Below are 15213 nucleotides of genomic sequence, written 5' to 3'. Positions count from 1 at the left end.
TGAAATAAACTGCCATTGTTAAAAGGTAGAAGCAAATTTTTATCTAGCAATACTTTTACAACACTACTTTGTTCTGGCACTACTTTGTTTTCCTTATACTGTTTACATAGTATAAAGTTGGAGATGCTTATATGAGTAATGAAAAAACGTTTTATATCCTCGACACTAATATCCTTTTGCACGAACCCTTTGCTTTTCTCTCTTTTAAAGAGCACGACGTTGTTGTCCCTATGACAGTGTTAGAAGAATTAGACGCGATTAAAGACAGGCACAGAGATGTTAGCCGCGATGCGCGGGTAGCGATTAGAGCGCTGGAAGATATGTTGTCAAACGCCACACCTGAGCAAGTCTTGGCCGGTGTAAAACTACCACAAAATGATGAGCTACACCTCAGCGGCCACTTATCAATAATTAATGATTACAGCCTAGAGCAAACGGCTAGGGTGTTGTCGTTTAACGAAAACGATAATCGCATTATTAATGCAGCTTTATACCTACAAAAAGAAAACCCAAAAAGTAAAGTAGTTTTGGTCACTAAAGACATTAATATGCGCTTAAAAGCTAAGGGAGCTGGCTTAGCACATGTTGAAGATTATAGAACAGACCAACTTATTGACGACATTCAATTTTTAACCAAAGGCTATCATCAATTTGAAGGAGATTTTTGGCAACAAGTGAGCGTGTGTGACACCGAAACTGACGGACGTACTACCAGCCATATTATTGATAAGAAAACTGTGCCTTCACGCTATATGAATGAATACCTGATTGACGACACTGAAACATTTGCCGCCAAGGTAACGGGTTGGGATGATGAGCAGGTCTCTATTTTAGATTTAGGCCGTGACCGTCTTTTAGGAAAAACAGCGTGGGGTATTCATCCAAAAAATATATACCAAGGGATGGCAATGGACGCGTTACTTGACCCCAACATTGATTTAGTTATTTTAACAGGCCCTGCGGGTAGTGGAAAAACAGGTATTAATGCAAGCTTTTTTCCAATATTTGTGCAGACCTATCTACAGACCTTATTCTTACTGAAGAAATTGAGTATTTATAACAAGCTCAGATCTAATCTCTCTAACATGTCATTAAGTGTGACTTAAAGAACAGAACCATTAATCAATAAATATAAATAACGGATTTAACCTGCAAGAAGGCACAAACAAAAATAATAAACCTAAGGTAAATCTAAAATGCTAATTAATGAAAATCGTTCTCAAAGGAGAACTAAAATGAATAATCTAAGTGAACACAGAAACCCAAGAGTATTAGATACATCGGCACTAGTTCATGATCCAAAGTCATTGCTCGCTTACAGTGAAGATGTATACATCTGTCTAACAGTTTTAGAAGAGTTAGATAATTTAAAAGAAAGAACCAATAAATCGGTAAGTGCTGATGCTCGTGTATGTATTCGTATGCTTGAAGACATAATTAATGGGCACAGTGCAGAAGAAATGGAAGCAGGTATTCCACTGCCTTCTACTGAAACAGCTAAAAGAGGCAAGTTGTTCATTGGTATTGATACTCAATTGGACATGGCAAAAGAATTAAAGCACACGATAGGTAGCGATGCTGACAATAGAATAATTAACTATGCACTCCATCTTCAGAAAGAGTTAGATAAAGACGTTACCATCGTTAGCCGCGACATCAATATGCGATTAAAAGCTCGAACTGTTGGTGTTATGGCTGAAGATGTATCCGTTGATAATCAAATCGCAGATATAGATTTGCTTTATACAGGCGTACAAGCCTTTGAAGGTGATCTTTTTGATCGAATTGAATCAGATAAAGATTTCAAAGTCTCAGGAGAGGTTTATACATTCCCAATCAGCTTGTTCAACGATGAAGTTCAGCCAAACATGTATTGGTACGATGAAGCCGGACACATTGGCCGGATTTCAGAAGTGACTGATACTGAGGTATACACAAAGTTATTGCCTCGTAAGCAAGAAAAGGTATGGGGCATATTGCCAAAAAATCAGCGTCAAGCGGTAGCTTTAAGCCAATTAACAGACCCTTACTATGACTTAAATATTATCCTTGGCCCTGCTGGCTCCGGAAAAACTTTTTTGGCAGTTGCTTCGGCGCTGCATCAAGTATTGGAGTTGAAAAAGTACAAAAAAATCGTTGTGGTACGCTCTAGAGACTTCATGGACGACGATCCCGGATTTCTTCCGGGGGATTTAACTGAAAAATCGATGCCTCTTCTGGCAGGCATTACCGATGCATTAATTTCAATGCATTCAGATGATAATCATGAAACAAATATTCATGCAACAGTTGAGCATGTGATCGAAAAAGCCAATATAGAATTTACTAGTATGGCTTACTTTCGAGGCCGTTCAATAGACGATGCTGTGTTAATCATCGATGAAGCACAAAATATGACACGCGCACAGATTAAAGGGATGCTTAGCCGGGGAGGAAAAAATTGTCGTACAATCGTGTTGGGCAACCTAGCGCAGATTGACGATAAGTTTGTTACACCTGCATCTTCAGGAGCTAGCGCGGCTGTTAATGTGTATAGAAACTATGAGAAAGGGTCTGTTCTAATTTTTGATGAAGTAGAGCGTAGTAGCTTAGCTGAGTTCACTGAAAAGAACATGTAGACATCAAACTACAATTCACATTTACTTATAATGTTGCGACAATAGCCACTGCTTTTTGCGGTGGCTTTTTCAGAGAAGCCAGTTTCCACACTTGCGGACGAAATGGATTTACTCTGGGTTTAAAAGATTAATCATACATTGAAGATGTAATGACTTAGGTGCTGTGGACCTTAGTTGTTATGTTTTGGTGTGCATATGTCTTTTGAATCAGAAGCGCTTGTAAGTAATGTAAAGCGTCAGGCAAAGAGGTTGTCAAAAAAGTTATCAATTCCCCTTGGTCAAGCCCAAGAAGGGGTAGCTATTTGTCTGTATGGCTGTAACAGTTACAGCGATTTACTAGTAAAAATAAAAGCTGAAACTTTTGACAATCCATTGTTAGCATTGTCTGGTCTCTCACCAAAGTCGGAAATATTTTTAGCTAACTTATTGGCGAGCTATCTTAATAACATCATCGGAAATTTTGAAAAAAAATTTCCCGGCTCCAATATAAATGAAGAAATGGTCATATCCCTTTTCGGGCTTAGCTTTTCAGATTTCAAACTCAAAATATCTACCTAAAATTGTACAAATACGTAAGTTGTCATTTTGTTTTTTGACGATATTATGGGGGAAGGCTGAACGGACAGCCTACGCCTACGCATATTTTATCGTTGAAAATATGAGCAGTGAAGCGGAGCATCCGAAAAATTTGGTGATTCAAATAGTCAGATAAACAGTGTGTGAGTAGGCCATTGTTTGTTTGCAAGCACTGTTTGGAGGACTAAATGATCTCGCTATATCAATTAAAAAATAAGCTTAACATTCAAGCAAAAGAATTTGCTGAGTTATTAGAATTTCCTGATATTTACGCCCAAGGTCTGTGGGCTAGAGGTGTTTATAACAGACCTCATTTTTCTGATACCCATAACAGTCTCACTGAGACATTTGAACATAAAAGACTAGAATCAATTCTAAAGCACGATTCCCTGAAATACTTAATGATAAACGAATGTGATGATCAAGAAATCATTGATTCACTTCATAAAGAAATCGAATCAATGGCAAATCGTATTGAAAGCCTGATGCTGGTAGATATCGAAACATTAGAGTTGGTTTCAGCGATATACCAAGTTTTAGGACTACCTGATGACGCTAAATTTGTAATAAATACAGGCCCAGATTTCCGACTAGAATGGCAACCATACTTTGATGCATTTGATGATCCTTCAATAGTTCAATATGCAGATTTAAAAGTTCATGGTTGTTATTTCAGGCTCATCGCTTCAAAGTTTCCGTTTGAAAAGCTTTCCTTGGATAACATTAAAAAATACATGTACTCAACTCACGTTAATCATGAGGGAGAGTTTGAAGACTGCATTTCTAACGGGAATAGTTTTTCTAAGCATGAGCACTGGTTAATGTTGACACTTGAATTATTCAATAGTGGCAAAATAAGTAAGGCTCCACTCAATCCAACCACTTTCAAAATCGATGGTATGCGTTATTTGGTTTATGGCTTCCCACTGATCCCTTCTTTTGCATCTGATTGGCACAAACCCGATTTATGTCTACAGGTTAAAAACGTAGATGGAGAGCAAAAATTTACTATTCGTATAGACCAGCAGAGCCTTGTTTTTTATGCACGTCGTGTTGATTCCAACTTTTTTAACACCATCGACTATGAGGAATACATCTCGCAGTTTCAATCAAGCGTTCTGTCTCATTTTGATGCTGATAGCAAATTACTAGAAGTCGATGGGGTTAAATATATTAGTATTTTCCGTCCAACATGTTTAGAAGATATCACAGGAGTTCAGTCATGAGACCAAGAGTAAAACTAACGAATGCAACATTGATCTCAATAAAATCTGATTTAGAAGAAAGAGTTGATCAGGTGCTTTATGCAACTTTTGCTGACGACAGCGATAGTAGTATCAAAGGTGAGACATTGTTTACCTCGAAAGTCATGGAAATCAATGGTCTTGAATATAGGACCTTTGGTGCTAACTTTTATCTTTTAGATGCAAAACCACACGAATTTAATGTTTCCGTCGCAGAGTTCAATCTCATGCATGATTGCAGCCAGTCTCCTGAAGAGGTATTAGAGCTGCGAGAAACGCTTCCTGCTAGCTATTAGTAGAGAATAACAGATGGACAAAACATATTTAAGGAGTGGTTATATACTCTCGGTTTATGGCTATAAAGAATTTGAAAAACTATTTCTCGGCGAATTTCTTTCTGGTGTTGTCATTGACGATGAATAATTTAGATTTCGGCCATTTAAGCAAATAGTTTCTTCAATGATTATTAGCAAATCTGCTGTTGAGGATAAATTAGAAATCATTACACATAACTGGAGTTATTATGTAATTGATGCTGATCATAAGTTAACGGATATTTCCTTTGTTGAACTGGTTGTTATGAGAGCAGGAACTTATTCGGTAGATCGAGTTTTAGAAATGAGTGGGCAACTTAAGTCTCAATATTAAAGTCATTAAATAACGAAAATAAGGAGTTTAGAATGACTTCAACAAATTCAATATTCGATCAGATTAGTAATTTTACGAAATAGCTAGCTTTTTAGTGATAGCAAGAAAGCGAAGCTTCCAATTCATATACCTTGATTTGGAAGCTTCACAATTGATGAAAATTGAATTAGCGGGATAACTCCTCAATTTTCTTTTTAGAGAACCAGCGATATAAAACAGGCAAAACAAACAATGTGAGTAATGTTGCTGTTATCAAACCACCAACTATAACACTTGCCAGTGGTCGTTGTATTTCAGCTCCTACACCATTTGACATTAACATCGGTATTAAACCTAATGCAGATGTTATTGCTGTCATAAGAACAGGTCTCAAACGAGAAGTTGCTCCTTCAAAAACAGCATCAGTGACTTCTAAGCCATCTCTAATTCGCTGGTTTATACTTTCAACCATAACCACACCATTTAACACTGCAACACCAAATAGTGTAATGAAGCCAACGGAGCTTGGCACGGACAAGTATTGCCCAGAGAAATATAAGGAGAAAACACCGCCGATAACAGCTAATGGGACATTAACTAAAATCAACATGGCTTGACCAACTGAGCCAAATGCGAAGTAAAGCAAAAGAGCAATTAGCGCCAAAGATAAAGGAACCACTATAGCTAACCGTTGTTGTGCTCGTTGTTGACTTTCAAATTGACCACCAATGGCAACAGAGTAGCCAGCAGGTAAATCGACTTTCTCGGCGATTACTTGTCTGATATCGGCAACAACACTGCCCATATCTCGATTCTGTACGTTGGCTTGGATAACAACACGTCGTTGCACATCATCTCTTCTCACTTGCGGAGGGCCTGACTCAAAAGAGATTGTTGCAACATCACCAAGACGAACCCAAGCCCCTGTTGGAGACTGAATGCGAATATCAGAAATAGCTTCTTTATTACTACGATATTCTTTTTCTAAACGCACATATATATCATAACGCTCATTCCCGTTGATGATTTGTCCTGCTTCAACTCCACCTATACCATCTCGTATCACTTCCATTATATCACCGACCGATAGGCCAAAACGTGAAAGCTCTTGTCTGTTTGGCTTTACAACTAATTGAGCTTCACCAGCTATTTGTTCAAGCGCAACATCTCTAGCGCCTTCAACTTCTTTAATTGCCGATTCTATTTCTTGCCCTTTAACTGCCAATTGATTGAGGTCTGGCCCAAACAGCTTTATCGCTAGTTGTGCTTTTACACCAGATAGTAACTCATCTACACGGGTGGCAATTGGTTGAGAAAAGTTCAGTAAAAGTCCCGGAAACTCTTCAAGCGATTGTTCCATTTTGTTTTGCAGTTCATAACGGTTTGAAGCACTGGTCCACTCGGATACAGGTTTAAGTCCGATATAAATCTCGATGTTATTAACTGGTTCAGGATCGCCGCCAATATCAGGTCGCCCGATACGGCTTAGCGCATAAGTAACTTCAGGAAATGCCATCAACTTTTCTTCTAATATAGGTGAAACCATCAATGCAGTATCTAAACTAGAAGAAGGAGCAAGAGTTGCTCTTAAGTTAATTGTTCCTTCTTCTAGCTCTGGAACGAATTCAGTACCTATGTAAGGCATAATTGAAAAAGCCGAAACAACCATAATTAGCGAGGTAACAACAATTAACTTGGTACGTTTAAGTGCAAACTTAAGCCCCTTTTTATATAGCTTATCTAAAGGTTTAACAACAAAGCTTTCTCTTTCTTTTATGCCTTTTTTGAACATGAAAGTGGCGAGTGCTGGTACGATAAACAAGGCAACAACAATAGCTGAAATGATGGCTAAAATAATACTAATTGCCATTGGCTGGAATAATTTTGCTTCGACGCCTTCAAAGCTAAACAAAGGCAAGAACACGACTAAAATGACAGAAGCAGCAAAAAATACTGGGCGAGCCACTTCTTTGCCTGCTTGTTTTAGCCGCAACTCGATACCATGATCATCTTTTTCTATTGCAAAGGGATCAGTATCATCACTAGGAACACGTGCTTCTACACTTTGTTGGTGTGTTGAATCAGGGTGGTTTAAATGTTTAAACATATTTTCAACCATGACCACTGAGCCGTCCACAAGCATACCAATAGCTACGGCAATGCCACCTAGTGACATAAGATTGGCAGAAATTCCCCACCAAGCCATGATCATTAATGCAATACCTACCGATATTGGAATGGAAATAAGAACAAGAAACGTTGCTCTTAAATTCATTAAGAACAGGGCAAGCACGATACAAATAAAGATAAAGGCAAGTGCTAGTGCATTGACTACAGTACTGACAGCTTGTTCGATTAAATCAGCTTGATCATAGAAGGGTTCGAATCGAACACCTTTAGGTAATGCCTGATTGATTAGTGGAATTCGTGCATTAATACCATCAATGGTTGCTTTTGTATTGGAACCCATACGCTTGAGTACAATGCCTGATACAACTTCACCTAGGTTTTCAACTTTTCCTTCGGACGTTTTACGGGTCATAGTGACCGCACCTTGTCGAATTTCACTACCTAGTTCAACTTTGGCGACATCAGAAACCGTCACAACAGTACCATCTACGGTTTTTACAGGTACTTGCTTAATGTTGCTAATGCCTGCTTCACCACTTTCGAACCAACCCGTTCCTCGAATAACAAGCTGCTCTTGTCCTCGGTTCATATACCAACCGCCAACGTTGGCATTGTTACTATCAAGTGCATTAACGATATCTTCTTGCGACAATCCATATGCAAGGAGCTTAGAGGGAGCTATGTTCACTTGATATTGCCTAACATTACCTCCGAAAGATAAGACATCTGTGACACCATCAACTGGCATAATTAGCAATTTGATTATCCAATCATTGAGGCTTCTGAGCGCCATTGAGTCATATCCTGCGTCTTTATCTGACACGAGCAAGTATTGAAATACTTGACCTAACCCTGACGTATTTGGTCCCATTTCAGGCGTACCTACACCGTCAGGTATCAACTCTTTTGCAGCTTGAAGCCGTTCAAAGACGAGCTGCCGTGCAAAATAGATATCAGTCCCTTCTTTAAAAACGACAGTAACGCCAGACAGCCCCGTTTTGGAAATTGAACGTACTTGTTCAACATCAGGTAACGCATACATGACCGTTTCAATCGGATAAGTGATGAGTTGTTCTACTTCTTCTGCGGCAAGCCCCGGCGCTTCTGTATTAACCGCGACTTGAACATTAGTCACATCAGGGAAAGCATCCAAGTTCAGTTTTGGGATCACCATTATTGCGCCAACAATAGTGGCAAATAAGGCAATCAAAATAAGGAGTCGGTTGTTTACAGACCAATCTATAATTTTATTAAACATAGCGGCTCTCCTTAATGGTTATGCGGATCAAATCCGCCTTTAGCTATTTCAGAAGCAACAAAAAACGCTCCTTGAGTGACCACACGAGTACCACTTTCTAAACCAAATATTTCTCTGAAATTACCTAGAGAACGACCTAACTCAACCTCTGTCGCTTTGAATTCACCGGGATGATCCTCAACAAATACGGTCCAATCTCCGTCCGCACTTCTAATTAGCGCTTCTTCTGGAACGGCCATAACTTTTTGTTCAGTGGCAAATTGAAAATATACTTTAACAAACATGCCTGAATGGAGATTGTCATCTGCATTATTAACACTTAGGCGAATGATTCGAGTTCTAGTGATGGGATCAATCGTGTGGGCTTCCTGAATAACTTTTGCCTTATAATCCTCTCCTTCTAATTTAACTATTGCCGGAGAGTTGATTGATAGATTGAGCTTTTTGTTGGGTGATACTTTAGCTTCCACCCACAGCTTATTTTCATCTGCCAAAAGCATGATAGTATCACCCGCATCGACTCGTTGGCCTTGGGTGAAGTCATCTTGTAAAACTACTCCTTCTCGCTGAGCTACTAGCGAATATTGGCCAAACGAAGTTATGTCTTTATTTGATATGTCTTTTATCGCTTTTTCAGTTAACCCTAGTGCGATAAGTTTTCCGTATGTGGCGTTAAATGTGGTTTGAGCCTGAAGTAAACGACTTTCACTTACTGTTTTGTTGCCTAATTTCTTTACTCGCTGCCATTCAGTTGACGCAATCAAGTAGTCAGCTTGAGCTTGAGCCATTGCTTCACTAAATAGGGTGACCAGCTTTTGTCCTTTTTCTACGTGTTCACCGAGTGCAGTATGTCTGCTTATTATCACTGACTCGGTACGGGGAGAAACGACATAGCTGCTATAACCATCTACTTTGACCTCTCCGGGCGCATAGATTGTACTGAATTGATAATCAGGTCTTATGCTTTGAACTTTAATATTGGCTAGTGACATTTTTTGAGGGCTTAGAGTAATACCTTCTTCATGTTCCTCTTCAGTTTCTTTATTTTTGCTCTCTTGGTCGTGACCATGTTCGTCATGTTCTGTGTCTTTTTCAGAATGGTTGCCTTCATTTTCCTGATGGCCTTCTTCTACATGCTTTTCTTCACTTTCCGAGTGTTCGTGTTTATGTTTTTTGGGATTTGCTGTTACAGGTTCAATTGTATTTACTTGTAGAGCATACACTTCACCGCTTAATGTCCCACCTAAAAAAAGTCCACTAATTACTATTGCTAATAATTTTTTGCTAAATAATGTATTCATTTTTTTACCTATATTCTTTTAACGTTTAAGATTTCTAATTGCCGTTTTAACTAATTAAATCTTAAACTTAGATAATTGACCCATGCTCCAAATGAAGGCTATTTCAGAGAGTCTAAATTGTTTTTCTAGTTGAATGCCTGAGTGCAATCCATCAGCTCTTTGGCTCAACGCTATTAGATAGTCTGAAGTATTGATGTCTCCAGCCTCCCAACGAGCGTTTAGCAACCTCGCGCTATTATCAATTCGGTTTTGCATAAGGTTTTGCCATCGCTGATAGTATTTTTTACTGATCATGAGGGATTCATAGTTGGCCTGAGCTTCAAAAGAGCGTTTTCGATAAATGGATTGGAAATAAGCTTCCGCAGCAACGGCTTCTGAATATGCCGCTTTAGTAGTATCGGAATAGTTATTTCTGATATTCAAAGGCATAGAGAATGTTAAGCCAACGATATTATCGTCACTATTTTTTCCTGCGCTAATCCCTATGGTGGGATTAGCTTTATTCTCTATGGTTGTTAGTTGTGCTTTAGCTTGTTGCTCTTTCCATTTTGCTTTAGCCAATTGTACTTGGGGGTGTTGTTCAATCCATTCAGCTTTGTATGAATAGTTTTCAACATCGAAATCAATAGAGATTTTACTGGCTAACTCTGGTGTCCAATCAGGCAGCAGCTCTTTAACTTTAACCTCAGCATTTTTTAGCTCTATTTGATATTCAGCTATTTCACTAAAAACTTGAGACAAGTTTAAGTAAACCAGCTCAGCATCTAGAGGCTCAAGTATTCCCGCCTTTTGTTTGTCTTCCACAATACTAAGTAAGGTTTGCAGTTGACTTTCTCTATCAGTAGAGAGCTGTGCAGCATCTTTCGCTGATTGCCAATTTGTCAAAGCAATTAACGCATCGGCCTTTTTTGAATCGATTAAATTCAATAAGTGCTGCTGGCTGGCATAAAGAGTTATCTCGCCAATTGATGTTTTGGCAGAGCGTTTATCCCAAAAATCAATGGTCTGACTCAAACCGATTGAATAGTTATTAAAATCACCTTCTTTCTCAAAACTTGCGTCAAGCTCAGGGTTATATATTGCCTGAGTTAAGCTTTTTGCATGATGATTGCTTGCGATTAACAACTCTCTTGCTTCAATTATTTCGGGATCTTTATTTATTTGTGTGTCTAACCACGACTCACTTTTTTGCTTGCTGTAAGCGGTATATGAAATACTTACAAGCAGGCAGAATGACAGGCAAGTGCCTGTATTTTTTATATATTTATACATAAGACTTCTTAAATTTTAAGTATTAATCATCTCTCATTTACCGATTTTAAATCGCTAAATGGACGGTTATAAATTTAGAAATTTAAGAAATAGGGGGGCGTAATATAGCGTCTAAAAATTCTTTTGTTTGATCGAATTGATAAGGTATTAGGTTGTTGTTATATAACTTTGTTGCACTATTTGAATTGCTAATTAATATCCAAGATAAGTGGCTGCCGCTACAATGACCACAGTGATGACAATCCTTGATATCATGAGGTTCATCATCAGCGTTTTCATTTAAAATATCGCGATCATTTTTGTGGTCATGTTGAGTTTGCAGGTGCTCTACATCGATTTGATGATTCTCAGAAGTTGCAGACGCAATAGAGCTTATCGATTGTAGAACAATCGAAAGAACTAATATTATCCTTAAAGCAACAATGAAATTCAAAATAGACACCCATAAAATTGTGAAATAAAACTATAACAAGAAGCGACAGTTGGGACTAGCTCTATGTTTCTTTTTCGTGCTCATCTCTGCAAGTTTCTTTGGGAAACTCAAACTCAATGGTTGTATGAGACAAATGATATTCTGAAAGTTCAATTGCGATAGTTTGTTTTAATGCAACGAGTTCATTCACACTTGAGTTTTTAGATAACTCCAAATGAGCAGTTAGTACATGACTTTCTCCATCTAACGACCAAAAGTGCATGTGATGAACCCCATTAATTTCAGGTAATTTAATTAAAGTTTGTTTGATATTCTGTTGAGTTTCTTCATCTGGAGCGGCTTGAAGAAACAAAACAAGTGTAGATTTTAGATTTCTGAAAACATTAAATAAAATAAATAATGTAAAACCAATTGATAGCAGTGGGTCTAGTATTGGCAGTTCTACAAATAACAACACAATTGAAACAATTAGAACGGCGACCCAACCCAGAACATCTTCCAGTAAGTGCCAAGTTAGTACTTTTTCATTTAAAGTTTCCCCAGCTTTTAATTTGAATACGGCATACCCATTTACGGCAACACCGAGTATCGCAAGCCCTAACATTCCTTCAACTACAGGCATTTCAGGGTTGGTTAGCCTTGGAATTGCTTCAAACAACACCCAAATTGAGCCAATTACTAATACAACGCCATTTACCAATGCCCCGAACAGTGTAAGTCGGCGGTAACCATAGCTGTATTTATCTGGCGCTGCTTTGTTTGAAAAACGACTTAATATCCATGCAAAGCCAATCGATATACTATCTCCTAAGTCATGCACCGCATCAGCCATAATAGCGGTACTGTTGGTGAGCCAACCACCAATAAATTCGATGATCGTAAAGGTAACATTCAGAAAAAATGCCCAACCAATCCTGTCGTCTGTTCCATGTTGATGACTATGGCTATGCATTTTGTACCTCCAGCGCTTTATTTTTTCTTAGATTAGTGACATTGAAATTTATTAGGTGGCGGATCACTTTTTGATACATCCAGCGTTTGACTCCAGACAAATTAGTGCCTTTTTCAAGGTAAAACTCATCAGGGGAATTATAAAGTCCGAAATCGTCGTGAATCCCTTCTTTTTGAATATATGTGTCGGTTCCGCGCCAATCTGTATCTGGTGATGAAAAACATTTTGTTGCAACACCATAACCACAGAAATTGTCTTTTATTTGATTAAACTTTTGCTGTATTGAAGTGAGATATTGATTATCTAAAATAAAGCCCTCTAAATTGATCCAACGTCCTTCAAAGTAAACCTCAACCCAACTGTGAATAATGTATTTGGGCGCTAACCAAAAGACATAGGTAGGAATAGCTCCTTTTTGTAATTGCTGATCTATTGTAAACCCGTGAAATCGGCACTGAATTCCTAATCCACGTAATAAGGCCATTAACAGGTTGCCCTTAGTGTTACATTGCCCGTATCCGTCAGATAAAACTTCACTTGCGGAAATATCGTCGCTTTCGTTATAGCCAAATAGTATTTCGTCTTTTACAAACTGATAAGCGGTGCCAATCTTGTTGTAGTCATCAAGCTCATGCCATTTTCGCTCTGTTATTAATGATTGGATAGTGAGGTGTTCAAAATTAACTATCTCAGTTTTTTCTAGATATTCTTGATTCATAAGAGCTTCCTTACTTTGAATTGCAGCAGGTTGATTGTTTATTTTTATCTGATACTTCAGATGTATATTGAGCCGATACTAATTCTTGTTTGGTATCCGTTAATATCATGTAAGCACCTCGAAGAATTAACATTGAAATGATGCTACCAATAACAATATCAGGCCAGCGCTGTTCTAGCACCATGACAAGAATGCCAGCGAATACGACACCAAGGTTTGCGGTCACATCATTAGCTGAAAATATCCAGCTAGCCCTCATATGTACTTCATCATTATTGTGCTTTCGTATAAGCATCAAACAAATGACATTAGCGATTAAAGCCACAGAACCAACTCCAATCATAAACCAAGAGTGAGGCTCACTTTCTCCAGCTAGTCGTCTAGCTATATCGAGAAGAATTAGAACCCCTAACCCCAATTGGAAATAACCACTTACTAATGCTGCATTAGCTTTATGTTGGGTTGACTTCCCCACGGCATATAAGGCAATGGCATAGACGATAGCATCAGCTAGCATATCTAAAGAATCAGCAATTAATGCGATTGATTCAGATAACCAACCTAAACCAATTTCAAATACAAACATCGTGGCATTTGTAGCTAAAAGCCAATAGAACACTGTTTTTTGTTGGTCATCTTTTAATTCTACTTTACAGCCACAACCGCTCATTTTTTAACTCCGCCTTGCTTGTATAATTTAAGTGTAAAACCTATAGTAACTATAGAATCAAGTTTAAAAAGAAAATATTATGAAAATAGGTGAATTATCGAAAACATCCGGCTGTTCTATACAAACTATCAGATACTATGAAAGAAAAGGGTTACTTTCTGATCCAGAGCGTACAGAAGGTAACTTCAGATTGTATGACGTTACTGCTTTGAAGCAATTAGAATTCGTAAAACATTGTCGCAGTCTCGATATTTCTCTTACTGATATCAAACGTCTTATCGACCTAAAAAATAAACCAGAAGAAAGTTGCTCAAGTGTAAATGCGCTGATTGCGCAACAATTAGCTTTAGTAAATAAACGTATGAAAGAATTAAAAGCCTTAAAAAACGAATTACAACAAATGGCTAATACGTGTAATTCTGATAATACCATTGAAGAGTGTGGGATAATTAAGTCATTAGATAGCTAAAGTGATATTCAAAAGACTCGGTTTTAACTCACCATAATTATTGATACAGACTAATTAATACTTATTTTCTTACCCTCACGAACAGATTTGAGTTCCCCGGCAAAACTCTCTCTACTAACAAGAGAGATTTGCCGCTTGTATCGTGAGCACCTAACGTGACCATTTTGAGTTTACGGGATATTAAATTTATGTCATTAAGGACGTAATGTTTATCAATAAGCGAGCATACTCCTTCGCTGTATATCAATTCATTTGACGGGGATGTATATGCATTACAAGATAAACTAGTTGGACTTAATAGATGTTCCAATCATGCGCAACGGTTTAACTTTTGACTACTAAACAGTCAAACGAGATTATTAATGTTACATGTTCCCCTTTCAAAAATTGACGATAGTCAAATATTCATAAATGTTTACATTACATCAATTTACTTATTCGAAAATTTGTATTAGCATAGAGGGTGTATATTTTTTATGAGAATTTTATGTCTAAAGCATTTTCAAAAGTCTTAGTAATAACGCTTATGCTGGTTGCCTTTGTAGGGCAAGCATTTGCGTATTCTGCTATGTCTTGCGAAATGTCATCAGGTTCTCACGAATCACACATGAACATGGATCATTCCAAAATGAGTCATCATGAAGGAATGAGTCATCATGAAGGAATGAGTCATGGTGATATGAATAAAAGCAGTAATGGTCAATCAGAAGATTGTTGTGACGTTGAATGTATTTGTCCTGCAAATGCTTGCTCATCTACGACAGTCCTAAATTCCAGTATTGATTCGACAGATATTCAAATATTCAGTGAATCTGTAGCTGCTCTGCAATCTAAACAACCTCATTCAATTTCCACTTCCCTTTATCGTCCACCAATTTTTGCCTAATACAGGATTAGTGCGTCCAAATTTCGCGCACATGTAATTAATTTTTCTGTTAGTCAATA

At 37.9% G+C, this 15213-nt stretch carries 14 protein-coding genes and 1 pseudogene; 8 read left to right on the top strand and 7 right to left on the bottom strand.

Annotated elements, in window-relative coordinates:
- Positions 1–131: 131 nt before the first annotated feature.
- The 6 genes and pseudogenes from AC0UA9_RS04555 to AC0UA9_RS04530 form a co-directional block, all read left to right on the top strand.
- Positions 132–977, top strand: a pseudogene (locus tag AC0UA9_RS04555) (PIN domain-containing protein); the annotation flags it as partial.
- A 258-nt stretch (positions 978–1235) separates the two neighbouring features.
- Complete coding sequence (locus tag AC0UA9_RS04550) at positions 1236–2618, top strand: PhoH family protein (RefSeq protein ID WP_193332371.1); 1383 nt, start codon at positions 1236–1238, stop codon at positions 2616–2618.
- A 195-nt stretch (positions 2619–2813) separates the two neighbouring features.
- Entirely contained in the window at positions 2814–3176 is a 363-nt protein-coding gene (locus tag AC0UA9_RS04545; protein WP_475657661.1) for a hypothetical protein, read from the top strand.
- Between the two features lie 206 nt (positions 3177–3382).
- A complete protein-coding gene (locus AC0UA9_RS04540) occupies positions 3383–4420 on the top strand; it encodes a hypothetical protein (RefSeq protein ID WP_475657658.1) in 1038 nt (345 codons plus the stop codon).
- Positions 4417–4734, top strand: coding sequence for a hypothetical protein (locus AC0UA9_RS04535; protein ID WP_475657656.1), 318 nt, complete (start codon positions 4417–4419; stop codon positions 4732–4734). Before AC0UA9_RS04540 ends, AC0UA9_RS04535 begins: the two co-directional genes overlap by 4 nt.
- 163 nt (positions 4735–4897) lie before the next feature.
- Complete coding sequence (locus AC0UA9_RS04530; RefSeq protein WP_475657653.1) at positions 4898–5086, top strand: hypothetical protein; 189 nt, start codon at positions 4898–4900, stop codon at positions 5084–5086.
- Positions 5087–5252: 166 nt separating this feature from the next.
- On the opposite strand, the gene AC0UA9_RS04525 is transcribed toward AC0UA9_RS04530, so the two are convergent.
- From AC0UA9_RS04525 to AC0UA9_RS04495, 7 genes are all read right to left on the bottom strand, one after another.
- Positions 5253–8453 (bottom strand): efflux RND transporter permease subunit, encoded by a 3201-nt coding sequence (locus tag AC0UA9_RS04525; protein WP_475657651.1) that lies wholly within the window; start codon positions 8451–8453, stop codon positions 5253–5255.
- An 11-nt stretch (positions 8454–8464) separates the two neighbouring features.
- Positions 8465–9754, bottom strand: coding sequence for an efflux RND transporter periplasmic adaptor subunit (locus AC0UA9_RS04520; protein ID WP_475657648.1), 1290 nt, complete (start codon positions 9752–9754; stop codon positions 8465–8467).
- Positions 9755–9808: 54 nt separating this feature from the next.
- A complete protein-coding gene (locus AC0UA9_RS04515) occupies positions 9809–11026 on the bottom strand; it encodes a TolC family protein (RefSeq protein WP_475657645.1) in 1218 nt (405 codons plus the stop codon).
- An 82-nt stretch (positions 11027–11108) separates the two neighbouring features.
- Entirely contained in the window at positions 11109–11468 is a 360-nt protein-coding gene (locus AC0UA9_RS04510) for a hypothetical protein (RefSeq protein WP_475657642.1), read from the bottom strand.
- Positions 11469–11520: 52 nt separating this feature from the next.
- Positions 11521–12411, bottom strand: coding sequence for a cation diffusion facilitator family transporter (locus tag AC0UA9_RS04505; RefSeq protein ID WP_475657641.1), 891 nt, complete (start codon positions 12409–12411; stop codon positions 11521–11523).
- Entirely contained in the window at positions 12404–13129 is a 726-nt protein-coding gene (locus tag AC0UA9_RS04500) for a transglutaminase-like domain-containing protein (RefSeq protein WP_475657637.1), read from the bottom strand. The genes AC0UA9_RS04505 and AC0UA9_RS04500 overlap by 8 nt, the downstream gene beginning before the upstream one ends.
- A gap of 10 nt (positions 13130–13139) precedes the next feature.
- Complete coding sequence (locus tag AC0UA9_RS04495) at positions 13140–13799, bottom strand: cation efflux transmembrane domain-containing protein (RefSeq protein ID WP_475657634.1); 660 nt, start codon at positions 13797–13799, stop codon at positions 13140–13142.
- Positions 13800–13878: 79 nt separating this feature from the next.
- Between AC0UA9_RS04495 and cadR the strand changes: the two genes are divergently transcribed.
- Positions 13879–14268 (top strand): Cd(II)/Pb(II)-responsive transcriptional regulator, encoded by a 390-nt coding sequence (gene cadR, locus AC0UA9_RS04490; protein ID WP_475657632.1) that lies wholly within the window; start codon positions 13879–13881, stop codon positions 14266–14268.
- Between the two features lie 487 nt (positions 14269–14755).
- A complete protein-coding gene (locus AC0UA9_RS04485) occupies positions 14756–15154 on the top strand; it encodes a hypothetical protein (protein WP_475657629.1) in 399 nt (132 codons plus the stop codon).
- Positions 15155–15213: the final 59 nt, after the last annotated feature.

The sequence above is a fragment of the Colwellia sp. F1 genome, from assembly GCF_056238625.1.
This window is presented reverse-complemented; position numbering and strand designations above follow the sequence as displayed.